The 17580-nt window shown below is 39.5% G+C and carries 16 protein-coding genes; 14 read left to right on the top strand and 2 right to left on the bottom strand.

Annotated elements, in window-relative coordinates; all coding sequences use genetic code 11:
* The first annotated feature begins 3 nt into the window (after positions 1–3).
* Positions 4–969 (top strand): riboflavin biosynthesis protein RibF, encoded by a 966-nt coding sequence (gene ribF, locus H5R64_RS00345; protein ID WP_182581530.1) that lies wholly within the window; start codon positions 4–6, stop codon positions 967–969.
* A gap of 51 nt (positions 970–1020) precedes the next feature.
* Here ribF and H5R64_RS00340 read toward each other — a convergent pair whose 3' ends face one another.
* The gene (locus tag H5R64_RS00340; RefSeq protein ID WP_182581531.1) at positions 1021–1392 is read right to left on the bottom strand and encodes a hypothetical protein; all 372 of its coding nucleotides are present in this window, start codon (positions 1390–1392) and stop codon (positions 1021–1023) included.
* A 115-nt stretch (positions 1393–1507) separates the two neighbouring features.
* Between H5R64_RS00340 and hrcA the strand changes: the two genes are divergently transcribed.
* The 6 genes from hrcA to H5R64_RS00310 all read left to right on the top strand — a co-directional run bounded on the left by hrcA (position 1508) and on the right by H5R64_RS00310 (position 9015).
* On the top strand, positions 1508–2557 hold the full coding sequence (gene hrcA, locus H5R64_RS00335; RefSeq protein WP_182582493.1) for a heat-inducible transcriptional repressor HrcA: 1050 nt from the start codon (positions 1508–1510) through the stop codon (positions 2555–2557).
* A 12-nt stretch (positions 2558–2569) separates the two neighbouring features.
* The gene (gene grpE / locus H5R64_RS00330; RefSeq protein WP_182581533.1) at positions 2570–3142 is read left to right on the top strand and encodes a nucleotide exchange factor GrpE; all 573 of its coding nucleotides are present in this window, start codon (positions 2570–2572) and stop codon (positions 3140–3142) included.
* Positions 3143–3163: 21 nt separating this feature from the next.
* Complete coding sequence (dnaK, locus tag H5R64_RS00325) at positions 3164–5035, top strand: molecular chaperone DnaK (protein WP_182581534.1); 1872 nt, start codon at positions 3164–3166, stop codon at positions 5033–5035.
* A 121-nt stretch (positions 5036–5156) separates the two neighbouring features.
* On the top strand, positions 5157–6305 hold the full coding sequence (dnaJ, locus tag H5R64_RS00320; RefSeq protein WP_182582491.1) for a molecular chaperone DnaJ: 1149 nt from the start codon (positions 5157–5159) through the stop codon (positions 6303–6305).
* 157 nt (positions 6306–6462) lie between these two features.
* On the top strand, positions 6463–8298 hold the full coding sequence (gene lepA, locus H5R64_RS00315) for a translation elongation factor 4 (protein WP_182582548.1): 1836 nt from the start codon (positions 6463–6465) through the stop codon (positions 8296–8298).
* A 468-nt stretch (positions 8299–8766) separates the two neighbouring features.
* Positions 8767–9015, top strand: a complete 249-nt coding sequence (locus tag H5R64_RS00310; RefSeq protein ID WP_182581536.1) for a cytochrome b5 domain-containing protein — start codon at positions 8767–8769, stop codon at positions 9013–9015.
* Positions 9016–9095: 80 nt separating this feature from the next.
* On the opposite strand, the gene H5R64_RS00305 is transcribed toward H5R64_RS00310, so the two are convergent.
* Entirely contained in the window at positions 9096–9905 is an 810-nt protein-coding gene (locus H5R64_RS00305; protein ID WP_182581537.1) for a Cof-type HAD-IIB family hydrolase, read from the bottom strand.
* A gap of 165 nt (positions 9906–10070) precedes the next feature.
* Between H5R64_RS00305 and H5R64_RS00300 the strand changes: the two genes are divergently transcribed.
* From H5R64_RS00300 to H5R64_RS00270, 7 genes are all read left to right on the top strand, one after another.
* Entirely contained in the window at positions 10071–11444 is a 1374-nt protein-coding gene (locus H5R64_RS00300) for an RsmF rRNA methyltransferase first C-terminal domain-containing protein (protein WP_182582489.1), read from the top strand.
* A gap of 11 nt (positions 11445–11455) precedes the next feature.
* Positions 11456–12322 carry an SPFH domain-containing protein gene (locus H5R64_RS00295; protein ID WP_182581539.1) on the top strand — a complete coding sequence of 289 codons (867 nt, stop codon included), beginning with the start codon at positions 11456–11458 and terminating at the stop codon, positions 12320–12322.
* Positions 12323–12339: 17 nt separating this feature from the next.
* A complete protein-coding gene (locus H5R64_RS00290) occupies positions 12340–14109 on the top strand; it encodes a sensor histidine kinase (protein WP_182582487.1) in 1770 nt (589 codons plus the stop codon).
* Entirely contained in the window at positions 14087–14815 is a 729-nt protein-coding gene (locus H5R64_RS00285) for a LytR/AlgR family response regulator transcription factor (protein WP_182581541.1), read from the top strand. Before H5R64_RS00290 ends, H5R64_RS00285 begins: the two co-directional genes overlap by 23 nt.
* 387 nt (positions 14816–15202) lie before the next feature.
* Positions 15203–15607, top strand: coding sequence for a CidA/LrgA family protein (locus H5R64_RS00280; protein ID WP_182581542.1), 405 nt, complete (start codon positions 15203–15205; stop codon positions 15605–15607).
* 15 nt (positions 15608–15622) lie between these two features.
* Positions 15623–16363 carry an LrgB family protein gene (locus H5R64_RS00275; protein WP_182581543.1) on the top strand — a complete coding sequence of 247 codons (741 nt, stop codon included), beginning with the start codon at positions 15623–15625 and terminating at the stop codon, positions 16361–16363.
* Positions 16364–16393: 30 nt separating this feature from the next.
* Entirely contained in the window at positions 16394–17365 is a 972-nt protein-coding gene (locus H5R64_RS00270; RefSeq protein ID WP_182582485.1) for an L-lactate dehydrogenase, read from the top strand.
* The last annotated feature ends 215 nt before the right edge of the window (positions 17366–17580 follow it).

The following is a 17580-nucleotide window of genomic DNA, read 5'->3' as shown; positions in this document are numbered from 1 at the left end:
CTAGTGGAAGTTGTAAAAATCCACCACCCATTGCAAAAAGAGTTAGTTCCTACAGGACAAGTAGTTTTGGCAATGGGATTTTTTGATGGCGTTCACCGTGGTCACCAGCAAGTAATTAAAACTGCCCAAAGAATTGCTAATAAAGAAGGCCTTCCTTTAGCGGTTTTAACTTATGACCACGCTCCTGGAATTGTTTATCGACAGTATTCCGGTGGTTTCAAATACTTGTCAACAACCACCCGAAAATTATCTTTATTTAGACAGCTTGGTGTTGACTTAGTATATCTTGTTAGCTTTACTTCTGCTTTTGCTAGTCTTTCACCTCAGGAATTTGTTGACCAATATTTGATCGGCTTTCATGCTAGTACAGTTGTAGCAGGGTTTGATCATACTTATGGTAAAGCAACGGTTGCCACTATGGGAAAATTACCTGAATATGCAAAGGGGCGTTTTAATGTGGTAACTGTTCCTAAATTTACCGGTAAAGATAAACGAAAGATTGGTTCAAGAAGCATTCGCAAGGTAATTGACGACGGCGATGTCGAAGAAGCTAACCGGATGCTCGGATATCGTTATATGACAACAGGAATTGTTGTACATGGCTTAGCTCGAGGAAGAACTTTAGGCTTCCCAACGATTAATGTTGAAACGCCAGAGACTGAGCGTCTTCCAGGAATTGGTGTATATACGGTACAGGTAAAAATCGGTTCAAAGTGGTATGGTGGAATGGCAAGTGTTGGCCATAATATTACTTTTGGCGATCAAAATAAACTTACAGTTGAAATTTTTCTCTTTGATTTTAACCAATTGGTCTATGGCGAAGAAGTACTAGTACGTTGGCTTTACTATCAACGTGGTGAGGTAAAGTTTAATAGTGCTGATGACTTGGTTGCTCAGATGAACCATGATGAACAAGTATCACGCAAGTACCTTAAGAAGACAGCAACTAAAAACTTTTCTTTAATATAAAAAATAGGATTCCCCAATTCGGATTTTTCCGAGCTTTGGAACCCTATTTTATTAATGGTGACTTGAACGGTGATCACCAGTTTGATTAATTTTATGAACATGTCGCTTAAACTTTATCCGACCATCTGAAACTAACTTAAAGTGACGCATTTTTGCGTTAAATGGTCGGTTCGATAGTCGAATTGAAACCCACCGTCGTAGGATATCGGTCATCTCATCAAGCTGCTTGAGCAGATGTTTGTTATTGCTTTTAACTGCTGCTTCGCGAATGTCTGATTGAAGGCGACTAATTAGATTATTATGATAATCTAAGAGCTCTTTAGTTAACGGAGCATTCCGGTAACTGTTAAAGAGCTTCTGAATAATCCGCATGGCGTCTTCAGGACCACTTGGTTGAATATATCGTTGCTTTTTATGCTTCATTCAAAAACTCCTAAATTTTCATTTGACGTTTCTTGACTTTTACTTACCAGATTGGTATATTATACATGTGTTTAGCACTTAACCCTATAGAGTGCTAAAAGGGGAAGTGATAAAAATGCTAACACAGCGTCAAAACAAGATCCTGCAAGCGATTGTACGTCAATATACCTCAACCGGTCAACCCGTTGGTTCGAAACACTTAGCTGAGAAATTGCCATTTAAGGTTAGTCCAGCTACAGTTCGTAACGAGATGAGTGTTCTTGAAGATAGTGGCTTTGTTGCTAAGGAGCATTCATCTTCTGGACGGGTGCCGTCAAAAAAGGGTTACCGTTATTATGTTGATCACTTGCTCGATTCGGAAGCAATTACTAACAATGATTTAGTGGTAATTCAAAATTCGTTAGGAACCAGTTTTCAAAAGATCGATGAAATCATTTCGCACTCGGCTGATATTTTATCCGATCTTACTTCCTACACTGCTTTTACTTTAAAACCTGAACAGGCAGATGTCCGTTTAAGTGGGTTTCGTGTTGTCACGTTAGGTAATCGGAAAGTTATTGCTATTCTGGTTACCGATAGTGGGGATGTTGAAAGTCAAGCATTTACGTTACCACGAAATTATGATACTGATGCATTTCAAGCAGTTATCCGCATGATTAATGATCAGTTAGTTGGACAGCCATTAGCTGATGTAATGAAACGGTTGAATGATGATATTCCACTTCGGGTAATGAACTACATGCAAAGTGCGGATGGCTTCTTGGATCTTTTTGATAGTGTCGTATCAAGGGCAGCACGTGAACAATTCTTTGTTGGCGGCCGGTTAAACCTATTAGATTTCTCAGAAAAACATGATGCTGTAGACTTGCAAACATTGTATAGTCTACTTGATCACAACGATCAATTATCGCACTTACTAGATTCAAACGTTTCTGATGATAAGGTAAATGTTAAGATTGGTTCTGAAATTTCTAAGGAGAAGGCCTTGGATAACTATAGTTTGATCACGGCAACCTATGATGTTGACCAATATGGTAAGGGAATTATTGCGGTGCTAGGTCCTACACGGATGCCTTATTCACGGACAATTGGGTTAGTGAACGCATTCCGTCAGGAACTTGCAAAGCGACTTTTGGACTTTTACCGTCACTATTACGATTCATAGGAGGCGAGTCGATTGGCAGAAGACAAAGCTGCAAAACAAAGTAAGAATGAAAAGCAAGCATCTAAGAGTGCTGCTCCTGAAAAGAATGGTAAACTTGATGCTAAAGAGTTACAAAGTCAAGTAACCAAGTTAAAAGATCAAGTTAAAGATCTACAACAGCAATTAAGTGATAAGGATGACCAGTACTTACGCGCTGAAGCAGAGATTCAAAATATGAATGCTCACTTTAAAAAGGAACGTGCTCAGTTATTAAAGTACGATGGTCAAGATTTGGCAAAATCTATTTTACCAGTTTTAGATAACCTTAAGCGGGCGTTGACAATTGAAGTTCATGATGAAAATGGTCAACAACTAAAGAAGGGGATCCAAATGGTTCATGATCACTTAATTAGCGCGTTAAAGGATCATGGAATTACGGAAATTGAGGCCGACGGTAAGCCGTTTGATCCGACCCTCCACCAGGCAGTGCAAACTGTTCCGGTTGAAGGTGATCAGAAGGCTGAAACAGTAGTTAAAGTGTTGCAGGCCGGTTATCAATTAAAGGACCGGGTTCTTCGTCCCGCAATGGTTGTAGTTGCACAATAAAAATAAGAGAGGGAATAAACAATGGCAAGTAACAAGATTATTGGTATTGATTTAGGTACTACTAACTCCGCCGTTGCCGTTATGGAAGGTAACGAGCCAAAGATTATTACAAATCCGGAAGGTAGTCGGACAACTCCATCAGTTGTCTCATTTAAGAATGGTGAAACTCAAGTTGGTGAAGTTGCAAAGCGTCAAGCGATTACTAACCCTAACACCATTTCATCAATCAAGAGTCACATGGGTGAAGCAGGATACACAGTTGAAGTTGATGGTAAGAAGTATACTCCACAAGAAATTTCTGCAATGATTCTTCAGTACTTGAAGAAGTACGCTGAAGATTACATTGGAGATACTGTTGATAAGGCAGTTATTACTGTTCCCGCATACTTCAATGATGCTCAACGTCAAGCAACTAAGGATGCTGGTAAGATTGCCGGCTTAGATGTTAAGCGGATTATTAATGAACCAACTGCTTCATCATTAGCTTATGGTCTTGACAAGAAGGACAAGGATGAAAAGATTCTGGTTTACGACCTTGGTGGTGGTACTTTTGATGTTTCTATCCTTGAATTAGGGGATGGTGTTTTCCAAGTACTTTCAACTAATGGTGATACTCACCTTGGTGGGGATGACTTCGATAAGAAGATTATGGATTGGTTAATCGAAGGCTTTAAGGAAGAAAATGGTGTTGACTTATCTAAGGACAAGATGGCTCTTCAACGGTTAAAGGATGCTGCGGAAAAGGCAAAGAAAGACTTATCTGGTGTTCAAGAAGCCCAAATCAGCTTGCCATTCATTTCTGCTGGTGAAAATGGTCCCCTCCACCTTGAAAAGACCTTGAGTCGTGCCCAATTTAATCAATTAACTAATGACTTGGTTGAACGGACTAAGCAACCAGTTATCAACGCTTTAAAAGACGCTGACTTGACTTTTGATGATATCGATGAAGTTATCCTTAATGGTGGTTCTACTCGTATTCCAGCTGTTCAAGAAATGGTTAAGGAATTAACTGGTAAAGAACCTAACCACTCTATCAACCCAGACGAAGCCGTTGCTCTTGGAGCTGCTATCCAAGGTGGTGTGCTAACTGGTGATGTTAAGGATGTTGTTTTGCTTGATGTTACTCCACTTTCACTTGGGATTGAAACCATGGGTGGTGTCTTCACCAAGTTGATTGATCGGAATACTACGATTCCAACATCAAAGAGTCAAATCTTCTCAACTGCTGCTGATAACCAATCAGCCGTTGATATTCACGTTCTTCAAGGTGAACGTCCAATGGCAGCTGATAACAAGACCTTAGGGAACTTCCAACTAACAGACATTCCGGCTGCTCCTCGTGGTGTGCCTCAAATCAAGGTTACCTTTGATATCGATAAGAACGGGATTGTTAATGTTTCAGCTGAAGATCAAGGAACCCACAAGAAGCAAAATATCACTATTAAGTCTAATTCTGGCTTGAGTGATGAAGAAATTGAACGGATGAAGAAGGATGCTGAAGAACACGCCGCAGCCGATAAGAAGAAGAAGGAAGAAGTTGACTTAAAGAACGAGGTTGACCAAGAACTCTTCCAAGTTGATAAGACTCTAAAGGAAGTTAAGGGTAAGGTTCCTGAAGAAGATATTAAGAAGGCTGAAAGTGCTCGTGACGACTTGAAGAAGGCTAAAGAAAGCGGCAACTTAGATGACATGAAGGCTAAGAAGGACGCCTTAAATAAGGTTATCCAAGACCTTAGTGTAAAGCTTTATCAACAAGCTCAAGGTGCTCAAGGCGGTCAAGCTGGCGCTGCCGGTAACAATGGTGCAACTGGAAATAACAATAATTCTGGTTCCGATGATGGTAAGACCGTTGATGGTGACTTCAAGGATGTTACTCCAGATGACAAGAAATAACGTTAGGATACGTTAGTAAACAATTGTTAAAAGCCAAAGGCCGGGATGAGGACTTTGGCTTTTACTTTCATTTGTTACCTGTGGTATAACTAAACAAGCAATAAAAATGGAGGATCTCCGTATGGCAGAAGAAAGTTATTACGACATCCTTGGTGTAAAAAAGGATGCGTCGGAAAAAGAAATTAACCGTGCTTACCGGAAATTAGCCGCAAAATACCACCCAGATATTAACCATGAACCTGGTGCTGAAGAAAAGTTTAAGAAAATTAATAAAGCACATGAAATTTTGAGTGATCCGCAGAAGCGTTCTCAATATGACCAATTTGGTTCTGCGGGCCCTAATGCTGATGGTGGTTTCGGTGGCTTTGGTGGTCAACAAGGTTACGGCAATTTTGCTGGTGGTGACTTTGGCGATATTTTTAGCCAATTCTTTGGTGGTGGTGGTCGTCGTCAGGCTGATCCAACGGCACCTCGTCAGGGTCGTGACTTACAATATTCAATGACCCTAGACTTTATGGATGCTGTGTTCGGAAAGACGACCACGATCAAGTATGAACGGGATGCCCAATGTAATGTTTGTCATGGGACTGGTGCTAAACCTGGTAAGTCTCCTGAAACGTGCTCACGTTGTCATGGTAGTGGGGTAATATTTACCGTACGACGGACGCCACTTGGCAATATCCAGACGCAAACAACTTGTCCTGACTGTCACGGAACTGGGAAGATTATTAAGCCAGAAGATCAATGTACTAAGTGTCACGGTACAGGTCATGTTCATGAACGACACGAATTGGAAGTTAAGGTTCCTGCTGGGGTTGATGACGGTCAGCAAATGCGCTTGGAACACCAGGGAGATGCTGGCGAAAATGGTGGTCCTTATGGTGACCTTTACATTGTGTTCCGAGTAACCCCAAGTCGTGAATTCCGTCGAGATGGTTCGACAATTTATGTTGATCAAGATATTTCATTTGCTCAAGCCGCACTTGGTGATGAGGTTAAAGTAAAGACCGTTCATGGTGACGTTAACTTGAAGATTCCTGCTGGTACCCAATCAGAGACAAACTTCCGTCTTCGGGGGAAGGGTGTTCCGCATTTAAACGGTAATGGTAACGGTGATGAACATGTAACTGTCCACGTTCATACGCCGAAGAGTCTTAACAAGCGTCAAAAGGAAGCTATGATGGCATTTGCTGCTGCGAGTGGTGAAGAGGTTAAGGGAGTTAAGAAGACTGTCTTAGACAAGCTCCGAGATGCGTTTGAAGATAAATAAACAAAGAATAAGCTAGTAATTTTCGGTGGCTAACTGAAATTACTGGCTTATTGTATTTTAATGTCCTGATTGATTAACTTTTCAAGGCAGGACGGTCTTTGGTATACTAGTACTAGTTATTTTACAAGTTTAGAAAGTAGTGAACTAATTCATGACAATGGATTTTGATGAAATGAAAGAACGGCAAAAGCACATTCGTAACTTTTCAATTGTTGCTCACATTGATCACGGGAAATCAACGCTTGCTGACCGAATCTTGGAAATGACAGACTCAATTAGTAAGCGAGAGATGAAGGATCAAATTCTTGATGATATGCCCCTTGAACGTGAACGGGGAATTACCATTAAGCTAAATGCGGTTGCTTTAACCTATCATGCTAAGGATGGTCAGGATTATATTTTTCACTTGATTGATACGCCAGGGCACGTCGACTTTTCCTATGAGGTTTCCCGTTCTTTGGCAGCTTGTGAGGGTGCAATCCTTGTAGTCGATGCTACGCAAGGGGTCGAAGCGCAGACCTTGGCAAATGTTTACCTAGCTTTGGATAATGATTTGGAAATTTTACCAGTAATCAATAAGATCGACTTACCATCGGCTGATCCTGAAGGAACAAAGAAGCAAATTGAAGATGAAATCGGTTTGGATACCGATGATGCCTTAGATATTAGTGCTAAAACTGGTTTAGGTGTTGAGAAGGTACTAGAAGAAATTGTCCAGAAAGTACCAGCGCCAACTGGTAATTTAAAAGCACCTTTGAAGGCCTTAATATTTGATTCAAAATATGATGATTATCGTGGGGTTGTTCTTAGTGTTCGCGTATTTGAAGGAACCGTTAAAAAGGGCGATAAAATTCGTCTAATGAATAGTGGAACTGAATATGAAGTCGCTGAAGTTGGAATTAATTCACCAAAGCCACTTGCCCGGGATGTCTTGATGGCGGGGGATGTTGGCTACATCACTGCTGCGATCAAGGATATTAAGGATACCCGAGTTGGTGATACCGTTACAAATGCGGATACTCCAACTGATAAGCCACTGGAAGGTTATCGGCAAATGACTCCAATGGTTTATGCTGGACTTTATCCAACCGATAACGCAAAGTTTAACGATTTACGAGATGCGTTAGAAAAGTTACAGTTAAATGATGCAGCTTTAACATTTGAACCTGAATCTTCACAAGCACTTGGCTTTGGATTTCGGTGTGGGTTCCTTGGATTATTACATATGGACGTTATTCAGGAACGGCTTGAACGAGAATTTAACCTTGATTTGATCACCACTGCGCCTTCGGTTACTTATCATGTCGATCTTGCTGATGGCACGACAAAAGAAGTTGAAAACCCAGCAGAAATGCCTGATGCTTCCTCAATTAAGGATATTAAAGAACCCTACGTAAAAGCTTCTATTATGGTTCCAAACGATTATGTTGGGCCGGTAATGGAGCTTTGCCAACGTAAACGTGGGATTTTTGAAACAATGGAATATTTAAGTGATACTCGGGTAAACGTGATCTACCATATTCCGTTATCCGAAATCATTTTTGATTTTTTCGATAAGTTAAAGAGTTCGACTCGTGGCTATGCTTCACTTGATTACGAGATTGACGATTACAAGCCAAGTAAGTTAGTGAAGATTGATATCCTCCTAAATGGGGATAAGGTTGATGCATTGAGCTTTATTGCGCATAAGGACTTTGCAGCGGAGCGAGGACGGGATATTACTTCTAAGTTAAAGAAGATTATTCCCCGACAAAACTTTGAAATTCCAATTCAAGCAGCAATTGGTTCAAAGATCATTGCCAGAACAAATATTAAGGCTTACCGGAAGGATGTTACCGCACGGATCCATACTGGTGACCCCGATCGGCGGGCCAAGCTTTTGGAAAAGCAGAAGCGTGGTAAGAAACGGATGAAGGCTGTGGGAAAAGTTGATATTCCGCAAGAAGCCTTTATGGCTGTCCTTAAGACCGATGAAGAAGTAGATGAGAAGTAAAAAAACGACGTTCCTATTTTGGAATGTCGTTTTTTTGATTTTCGGATAGAAATATAGTATGGGGAAAAGTTATCTGGTGTATAATATGAAATATTGATTTGAGGAAGGTAAGGAAATGAAGAAAAATATTTGGCGTCAACTCTGGGATGTTCTTTCCCTCATTATTGCCGCAATTTTATTGTATTATATTGTCACTTTTTTAGACGGTTTAATTAGATAGAAAATAAGGATCACGATAACATGACATATCGCGATCCTTAAGTAGAAGTATTTAGCGAAAGTAATTGCAGAATCACTTTCGTTTTCATTATAACAAAATTTTTGATACTTGTTGTATAATTGAACGTTCTTTAAGTGAATTTAATTTTAAGATTATTATTGTATTGTTAATTAACACTAATGGCCAGTGTTAATTATAAAAGTGCTATAATAAATCTAACAATGGGTATCGAAGGGAGCTATTTTAGTATGACTACAAGGACATTTTCCGCTGAAGAACTTGCAAAGTATAATGGTCAAGATGGTAATCCAGCCTATGTCGCAGTGGAAGGAACGGTTTATGATGTTAGTAATATTCCCGCTTGGCGTAACGGGAAACATCACGGTAATTTGGCTGGTCATGATGTGAGCGCCGCAATTAAACGTTCACTTCATATGAAGCGGGTTCTTGAAAGTTTACCAGTAGTTGGTAAGTTTACTGGCGATCCTGAAGTTTAAGAAATAGATATATAAGGGGCGACGAAAGATCACTTTTCGCCGCCCCTCTTTTTTAATCGAGATGACCTAACAAAAGAAAATTAGATTAATTCTAAATAATCTTGGAGGTACCTAGCTAAACCATTATGTTCGTTATCAAGTGGGGTTACATCGTCTGCAATTGACTTAATTTCTGGAATGGCGTTATTCATTGCAACGCCACGACCAGCAGCATCAATCATTTCCAGATCGTTCTTTTCATCACCGAAAGCAATAATATGGGTCCGGTCAATTCCATACTGTTTAGCGATGTAAAACATGCCAGATTCCTTATGAGTTCCGCGGTGAATTAACTCAAGAATATGATATGGGCCGCCCCAAACCCGTGGTTCGACAAACTCCCCGTATTTTTCGTTAACGGCTTTGATGATCCGATCTTTGCTACCGGGCGTGTATTCGATCGTCATTGCAATTGGGTCGTCGCTAAGGTTTTTTTTACTAAGAGATTGCTCTGGTCTAAGTTTGTTTGGGAGAAATTCAGGAACATCTTCGGTTGCTTGGTTTGCCCAGAACCGTTCCTTACTTTCAACGGTGATTGTTTCAATTCCTAGTTCCGCTTTATGGACTAAGAGATCAAGGGCAAGCTCTTTTGTTAATTCAATTTCGTATTCCTTATCCCAATTTTCATGAGGAATGTGGGTGAGAGCCCCATTAAAATTAACCATTGGAGTTTTAATTCCAATCTGGTCATAAATATGTTGAGCGATTCGATAAGGGCGACCAGTAATAATGCTGACGATGTGACCTTTCTTGGCCGCAATACGTAAAGTGTTAATTGTTTCAGCAGTTAATTTTGATTGATTATTTAATGTTGTTCCATCAAGGTCGATGGCAATTAGGTGTTGATCCATTGAAGTTGTCACTTCCTTTGATTTATTATTGCGAATAATTAAATATTATACCTGGAATTAAGAAAAAGTTAAATGAAATGCAAGAATGCGCTGAGGAAATGTTTAGGAACCAGCTAAAATAAGTTATAATTTGATTAAGATTAAATTGATGGAGTGATGAAAGAAATGCAACTACCGAGTGCATTTAAAGCTAAATATCAGCAATTGTTAGGAGAAGAAGCGCCGGCATTTTTGACAGCATTAAGTAATGAGGAAAGTGTAAGTGGCTTTCGAGTTAACCCTCTTAAGAATGGTCTCCCGCAAGAAACGATTAGTAAAGCTGAAGGGAAAGTCCCTTATGTTCCGACTGGGTATTATGGACAGGTTAATGGAAAATCACTTGATCATGTTACAGGGTGGATATATAGTCAGGAACCATCAGCAATGTATGTAGGCGAGGTAGTTGATCCACAGCCCGGTGAAAAGGTACTTGATCTTTGCGCAGCACCTGGAGGAAAATCGACCCATTTAATTTCATTGATGAAGGACCAAGGACTGTTAGTTGCCAATGAAATCTTTCGAAAACGGGCACAAGTTTTAGCCGAAAATTTAGAACGGTGGGGGACTCGGCATACAGTAGTTACCAATGAGAGTCCGGAAGAATTAGAAAAACAATTCCCCCACTTTTTTGACCGAATCTTAATTGATGCACCATGTTCTGGAGAAGGAATGTTTCGGAAAGAACCAGCAGGAATTGAATACTGGAATCCTGACTATCCGGCTGAATGTGCTAATCGTCAACGAAAAATTATCGCTTCGGCAATAAAGATGTTGAAACCAGGTGGGATACTGGTTTACTCGACTTGCACGTTTGCTCCTGAAGAAGATGAACAGAATGCGAGTTGGATTCTTAAAAATTACCTCGAGATGCGAATGGAAGAAATTAAAGCATATCCGGGAATGGATCGAGGACGTCCTGAATGGGCGGATGGTAATCCTGAATTAACAAAGGCAATTCGCTTATTTCCGCATCATCTTAAAGGAGAAGGTCACTTTATTTCGAAGTTCCGTTATGGTAGCGCACTAGCAGTGGATGGTTCAAAGCGAAAGGAACGGAAAAAGAAGAAGCAGCAAAATAAGTATGGCCTAAGCAGGGAACAACAATTGTTATTTAATGATTTTCGGCAAAAGGTAATTCCCAACTACCAGCCAAATAAACTGCTCCTATTTGGAGATCAACTTTATGACTTGCCAGCAGGGATTAGTGAAATTGATAACCTAAATATTCTTCGCCCGGGTTTACATCTCGGAACATTTAAAAAACGGCGGTTTGAACCATCGTTGGCTTTAGCACTTGCATTAAAACCAGAAGATACCCAAAAGTCTCTAGAAGTAAATAAAGAGCAGTGGCGTCAATATGTTCATGGTGATACCTTTACAATTAAGGACCAGTTACCTAACGGCTGGTACCTATTAATTTGTGATAACCATCCCTGTGGTTTTGGTAAGTTAGTTCAAGGGACAGTCAAAAACTTCTATCCAAAAGGATTACGGTTTTAGGGGGAAATAAAATGAAGGAAAAACGGGCATTTCATGTTAATGGGTACCTTGGCTTACTGGGGGCAATCATCGGTGGTTTAGTTGGTCTTTGGCTGGTATATAGTGGATTTCGATTAGGACATCTATTAACAATGATTGTTGGAATCATCTTAGTTATTCTTATCTTAATTTTGACAAGTAGCTTAACTATTGTTCAGCCAAACGAGGCCAAGGTATTAACGTTTTTTGGAAACTATATTGGGAGTATTCGTGATGCCGGTTTGTTTATGACCGTACCGTTCACTGATAAAGAATCTATTTCTCTTCGGGTACGGAACTTTAATAGTCAAATCCTTAAGGTAAATGATTCTAAAGGGAACCCGGTTGAGATTGCAGCGGTAATAGTCTTTAAAGTAGTTGATACTGCTAAGGCACTATTTTCGGTTGATGATTACGAGCAATTTGTACAAATTCAGAGTGAATCGGCAATTCGTCATGTTGCCAGTGAGTACCCGTATGACACGTTTGAAAATGAAAATGCGTTAACCCTGCGGAGCAATCCAACCGAAGTTTCAGATCGGTTAGCAAATGAGTTGCAAGAACGATTAAACGTTGCTGGGGTTAAGATTATTGAAACCCGATTGACTCATTTGGCTTATGCAACTGAAATTGCTAGTGCGATGCTACAAAAACAGCAGTCATCGGCCATCCTTTCAGCAAGAAAAATTATTGTTGAGGGTGCTGTATCAATTACTGAAGATGCAATCGATCGCTTAGCAAAGGAAGCAAATTTAGAGCTAACTGATGAACAGCGTCTTCAAATTATCAATAATATTATGGTGGCAATCATTAGTGAACGGGGAACCCAACCGGTAATTAATACCGGAACTCAGCAGTAACTGGAGCGAAAAAACACATGTTATATTTAACAATTTTAATGGCCGAGAGGGTCGGTTTTGTTATTATCTGTGCCTTCCTTCTTGTTAATATTCCCGTCTTTCGGCGATGTTTATTTGCCCAAACGATTACTGCAAAATTACAATTAGTAGTAATCTTTTCCTTCTTTGCGATTATGGCGAATATTACCGGGATTGAAATTGACCCCACCAATGAATTACATAATAAGGTTCTTCTAACTGCTGTATCACATGATTATTCAGTTGTGAATGCGCGAATTCTTGCTGTTACAACAGCGGGAATTATTGGTGGTCCATGGGTAGGGGGATCAGTTGGCTTAATTGCTGGGATCCACCGGGCTTTTCAAGCTGGTTTTGCCAGTGAAGCCTGGTTCTATATTCCAAGTTCTACGTTAATTGGGCTCCTTTCTGGTTATCTGTACAAGGATAAGAATAGTTCCTTTACTGTTATGACACCGTGGCAGAGTTTTGTCGTTGGTTTATCAATGGAATCAATCCAGATGATTTTTGTATTCCTGTTTAGCCCAACTGGTTGGCTCCTGGTTCGCTATATTGCAATTCCCATGATTTTAATTAGTTCTTTAGGAACGTCAATTTTTATTTCAATTATTACAATGTATCTTCGTCAAGAAGAGGAAACCCGGGCAACCCAAACTCACTCGGTTTTAAAATTAACTAATCAAACATTGCCATATTTCAGAAATGGGCTTAATTTCAAATCTGCCCAGCAAGTTGTCCGAATTATTAAAAAATATACAAACTTTGATGCAATTAGTATTACCGATCGCAATACCATTCTCGCTCATATTGGTGCAGGAAGCGATCACCATATTTCAGGAAAGACAATGGTAACGACCTTGTCCGAATCTGTCATTCAAAGTGGCCAGGTAAAGGTTGCAAGAAATGCGGAAGAAATTGGATGTTCCCATATTAATTGTCCTTTACAGGCGGCAATTGTTGTCCCACTTCGAGGTGCGGATAGCGTTGTTGGGACATTAAAGATGTATTATACGGATAGTTGGAAATTAACACCGGTTGAGATTCAATTAGCAACTGGCCTAGGGGAAATTTTTGCTAACCAAATTGCTTTAGGGAATGCGGAAATGCAGGCGAAATTAGTTCGCGACGCTGAGATTAAATCACTTCAGGCACAAGTAAATCCGCATTTTTTCTTTAACGCCATTAATACAATTAGTGCGTTGATGCGGCGAGATAGTGAAAAGGCTCGACAACTTCTTCTTCAGTTGAGTACGTATTTCCGTTCAAACCTTGTTGGTGCACGTGAAACACAGATAACATTAACTCAGGAGCGTCAACATCTTAATGCCTACCTCAGTTTAGAGATGACCCGTTTTCCAAATAAATATGATGTTCAACTAAATAGTACCGTTAGTGACGATGTTTTATTACCACCATTTACAATCCAAGTCCTAGTTGAGAATGCGTTAAAACATGCTTTTGGAAAGCGAAAAACCGAAAATTATGTAACTATAAACATTAATAAACAAAATGATCGATTGATTATTAAAGTTAAAGATAATGGTCAAGGAATTTCCCATGACCTAATAAACCATCTTGGACACCGAGCCGTACCGTCTGAGCACGGTTCAGGAACTGCATTACATAACTTAAATCAACGATTAATTGGATTGTATGGAGAAGATAGTTGCCTTCATTTTAAGAGTAGTGAGCAAGGAACAACTGTTATGATCTCCATTCCATTTACTAAAAAAGGAGGTCAAGTGAATGAAAGTCTTAATTGTGGATGATGAACCATTAGCGCGGGATGAGCTTCATTATTTACTGGAACAAAATGATCTCATTAATGAAATTAATGAGGCTGATGGAATTAATTCAGCTCGGGAGGAGGTTGAAAAGAACCAGCCTGATCTAATTTTTCTGGATATCCAATTAGGTGATGGTAGTGGGATGGCTTTTGCTAAACGGCTAAAGAAGATCAATAATGGTCCCTACATTGTCTTCGCCACGGCTTATGATCAATATGCTTTGGATGCTTTTGAGGCTGATGCGATTGATTATGTTTTAAAACCATTTGAACAAGAGCGAATTAACGATGCGGTAAATCGGGTTGCTAAGTTGTTGAAGAATAATCAGCACAATAATGAAGTTACCCCTCAACAGAAGAATCCTCGAATCTCACTAACCAATGATGAACGAACAATTGTAATTCAGAAGCGAAATATTCTTTATGTTCAGGCACAAAATGGAAAAGCGGTTGTCCATACTGAGGATCAGGAAATAATTAGTAAACAAACGTTAAATAGCATGATTAGTTTATTAGATCCAAACAGGTTTATCCGGGTTCATCGTAGCTTTGTTGTTAACCTTAATAAGGTACATGAATTGCAGCCAAGTTTTAACCATACTTATGAGTTAACTCTTGATGATGGAAGTAAAATTCCTGTAAGTCGGTCATTTGTTTCCGCAACGAAGCAAGCTTTAGGAGTAAAGTGAAGTTAAACTAATAAAAAGGAAGAAGATCGTGATAATGATTACATGAACTTCTTCCTTTTTCTATTATTAAGAGAAATCAAAAAACTAATATTCGATCAATAGTGTACAAATATATTGAAGAAGAATAGACAATGATTATATTGATATACCAACGTTTGGTTAGAGAATTCTAATATAAATAGCTGCTTAATTTTCGAAATTGTAAATATGGTAACAAAGTCTAGTGGCATTTCACACCTCGTTTAGGGCATTTCATCTTAAAATATGGCTATTTAAGTGTGAAAGCGAACACAAATCGTTAAAAAAGTGTAAATTAATAATCGAAGAGGCGTTTTAGAATAACGCTGAACAAAATTAATTTTTTATTTCTGTGGGAGGGAATAAGTTATGGAAAAGGACAAACAACCTAAGGATTCCAACATTTATGTTCAAATGGGAATCTTTGCTGCTATTTTATTTGTTTCTCAATTGATCTCTGATCTTTTTCCAAAGAGCTTTGTTGTACCAACTCCTTTAATTGGTATGGTATTGCTTTACATTCTGTTGGCATGTCACATTGTTAAGCTTCACCAAGTTGCTAAGTTTGGTGACTTTATGATCGGACTAATTGCATTCCTGTTCGTTCCATCAGGTATCCAATTAGCCGCTCACCTTGACATCATGAAAAAGGAAGGACTTCAAGATGTTATCGTAATCATTATTTCTACGATTATCATTCTTGTTGTTATTGCCTACGTTGGTGCCCTTGTTATGAGCATTCACCACAAGATTACTGGTACTAAAGAAGACTAGGGAGGCACAATAATTATGGCTAATACGATTGTTACAAATCTAGCATTACCATTTACTGGTATCTTCATTTCATTGATTGTTTACCTAATTGGTATGTGGTTAACAAAGATTAGTAATGGATTCTTCCTTTTTAACCCATTACTTGTTGGTATGGTACTTGGTATCGTTGTCTTAGCAATTTGGGCTAAGGGTACTGGTTCTACTACCGCTGCTGTTTACAAGAAGTTCTACCTTCCTGGTGGTAACATGATTTTCTGGTTCTTGAACCCAGCTACTATGGCCTTCGCTATTCCAGTTTACCGTGTTAACAACATCTTCAAGAAGTACTGGTTTGATATTATCGTAATCTGCTTCGTTGGTGGATTTATTTCATTGTTCCTTATCAACCTTGTATGTAAGTTGTTCGGCCTTTCTGCTGCTTCAACAGCATCAATGTTGCCACAAGCTGCAACTACTGCTGTTGCCATGCCAATTGCTGCTGGTGTACATGGTGTTCCAGCTGTTACTGCGATGGCATGTATCCTTAACGCCGTTGTTATCTACGCATTGGCTGAATTCCTCATCAAGGTTCTTGGCTTGAAGAAGATTTCTGCGGTTGCTACTGGTTTAGGTTTAGGTTCTGCCGGGCACACTGTTGGTTCTGTTAAGGCTCTTTCTCTTGGTGAAGTTCAAGGTGCTATGGCCGGTGTTTCCGTTTTGATTATTTCACTGGCTATGGATATTTTGGTACCAATTTACGCTCACCTATTCATGTAATTTAATTTATCGTTAAGGAGAAACTGAATTATGTCAAAAAATCATCAAAAAGTTGTTCTTGTTGGTGACGGACAAGTTGGTTCGGCTTACGCCTATGCACTAGTTCAACAGGGCTTGGCTGAAGAATTGGCAATCGTTAACCTGTCAAAGGAACACGCAGAAGGTGACGCCCTCGATTTAGAAGACGCAACTGTTTTTACTGCTCCTAAACAAGTTTACCAGGCTGATTATAATGCCTGCGCGGATGCTGACCTAGTTGTAATCTGTGCTGGTGCTGCTCAAAAGCCAGGCGAAACTCGTCTTGACTTAGTTGAGAAGAACCTCAAAATTATGGAGCAAATTACTAAGAGTATTATGGCTACCGGTTTTGATGGAATTCTCTTGTTAGCTACTAATCCGGTTGATATTTTGACCTATGCGGTTCAAAAGATTTCTGGATTACCTACTAATCGTGTTATTTCATCTGGTACTTCACTTGATTCAGCACGTCTTCGGATTGCCTTAGCTAAGAAGCTTGAAGTTAGTCCATTAGATATTAGTGCTAATATTATGGCAGAACACGGTGATTCAGAATTCGCTGCGTATTCCAGTGCAACTGTTGGTGGCAAGCCTCTTCTTCAAATTTGTGAAGAAAGGGGTATTAGTAATGATGAATTGCTAAAGATTGAAGATGATGTACGTCATAAGGCATACGAAATCATCAATCGTAAAGGCTTTACCGCGTATGGAGTTGCAACTTGCATAATGAGAATTACACGGGCAATTCTTCGGGATGAAAATGCTGTATTACCTGTTGGGGCTTATGTCGATGGTGAGTATGGTATTAAGGATAATTACCTAGGAACTCCGGCTGTAATTAATGCATCTGGTGTTTCAAAGGTGATCGAAGTTCCGTTGAATGAACGGGAGAGTGAAGCGATGGCTAAGTCATCTGAAGCTCTAAAGAAAGTTGCTACTGATGGTATGACTAAAGTTGGTTTAGTTAACTATTTAATCAAGTAGTAATAAAAAAGATGTGATGAACTTTCATCACATCTTTTTCTTTTTGGGTATACACTATCTGGTATTGATGAAAAATCAATACCAGTTTTTTGTACACAAAAAGGACAACTGTTGCCCTCGTGTTGTACAATCAATTCACCACAAAAATCATGTAAAGAAGGTTATACAGATGTCCCTAAATAATTCTATCCTAAATCTCCTCGGAATTGAAGACC

Origin of the sequence: Limosilactobacillus fastidiosus (genome assembly GCF_014145505.1) — a bacterium.
Classification (GTDB): Bacteria; Bacillota; Bacilli; order Lactobacillales; family Lactobacillaceae; genus Limosilactobacillus; species Limosilactobacillus fastidiosus.
Note: the sequence above shows the minus strand (reverse complement) of the source record. Positions and strands in the feature narration are given on the sequence as shown.

Coding starts and splice junctions, on each gene's coding strand:
- H5R64_RS00340 (WP_182581531.1), bottom strand. CDS start 1,392: ATGAAGCATAAAAAGCAACGATATATTCAACCAAGTGGTCCTGAAGAC.
- dnaJ (WP_182582491.1), top strand. CDS start 5,157: ATGGCAGAAGAAAGTTATTACGACATCCTTGGTGTAAAAAAGGATGCG.
- H5R64_RS00275 (WP_182581543.1), top strand. CDS start 15,623: ATGGCTAATACGATTGTTACAAATCTAGCATTACCATTTACTGGTATC.
- H5R64_RS00285 (WP_182581541.1), top strand. CDS start 14,087: ATGAAAGTCTTAATTGTGGATGATGAACCATTAGCGCGGGATGAGCTT.
- H5R64_RS00280 (WP_182581542.1), top strand. CDS start 15,203: ATGGAAAAGGACAAACAACCTAAGGATTCCAACATTTATGTTCAAATG.
- hrcA (WP_182582493.1), top strand. CDS start 1,508: ATGCTAACACAGCGTCAAAACAAGATCCTGCAAGCGATTGTACGTCAA.
- H5R64_RS00310 (WP_182581536.1), top strand. CDS start 8,767: ATGACTACAAGGACATTTTCCGCTGAAGAACTTGCAAAGTATAATGGT.
- H5R64_RS00300 (WP_182582489.1), top strand. CDS start 10,071: ATGCAACTACCGAGTGCATTTAAAGCTAAATATCAGCAATTGTTAGGA.
- H5R64_RS00290 (WP_182582487.1), top strand. CDS start 12,340: ATGTTATATTTAACAATTTTAATGGCCGAGAGGGTCGGTTTTGTTATT.
- H5R64_RS00295 (WP_182581539.1), top strand. CDS start 11,456: ATGAAGGAAAAACGGGCATTTCATGTTAATGGGTACCTTGGCTTACTG.
- lepA (WP_182582548.1), top strand. CDS start 6,463: ATGGATTTTGATGAAATGAAAGAACGGCAAAAGCACATTCGTAACTTT.
- H5R64_RS00270 (WP_182582485.1), top strand. CDS start 16,394: ATGTCAAAAAATCATCAAAAAGTTGTTCTTGTTGGTGACGGACAAGTT.
- H5R64_RS00305 (WP_182581537.1), bottom strand. CDS start 9,905: ATGGATCAACACCTAATTGCCATCGACCTTGATGGAACAACATTAAAT.
- dnaK (WP_182581534.1), top strand. CDS start 3,164: ATGGCAAGTAACAAGATTATTGGTATTGATTTAGGTACTACTAACTCC.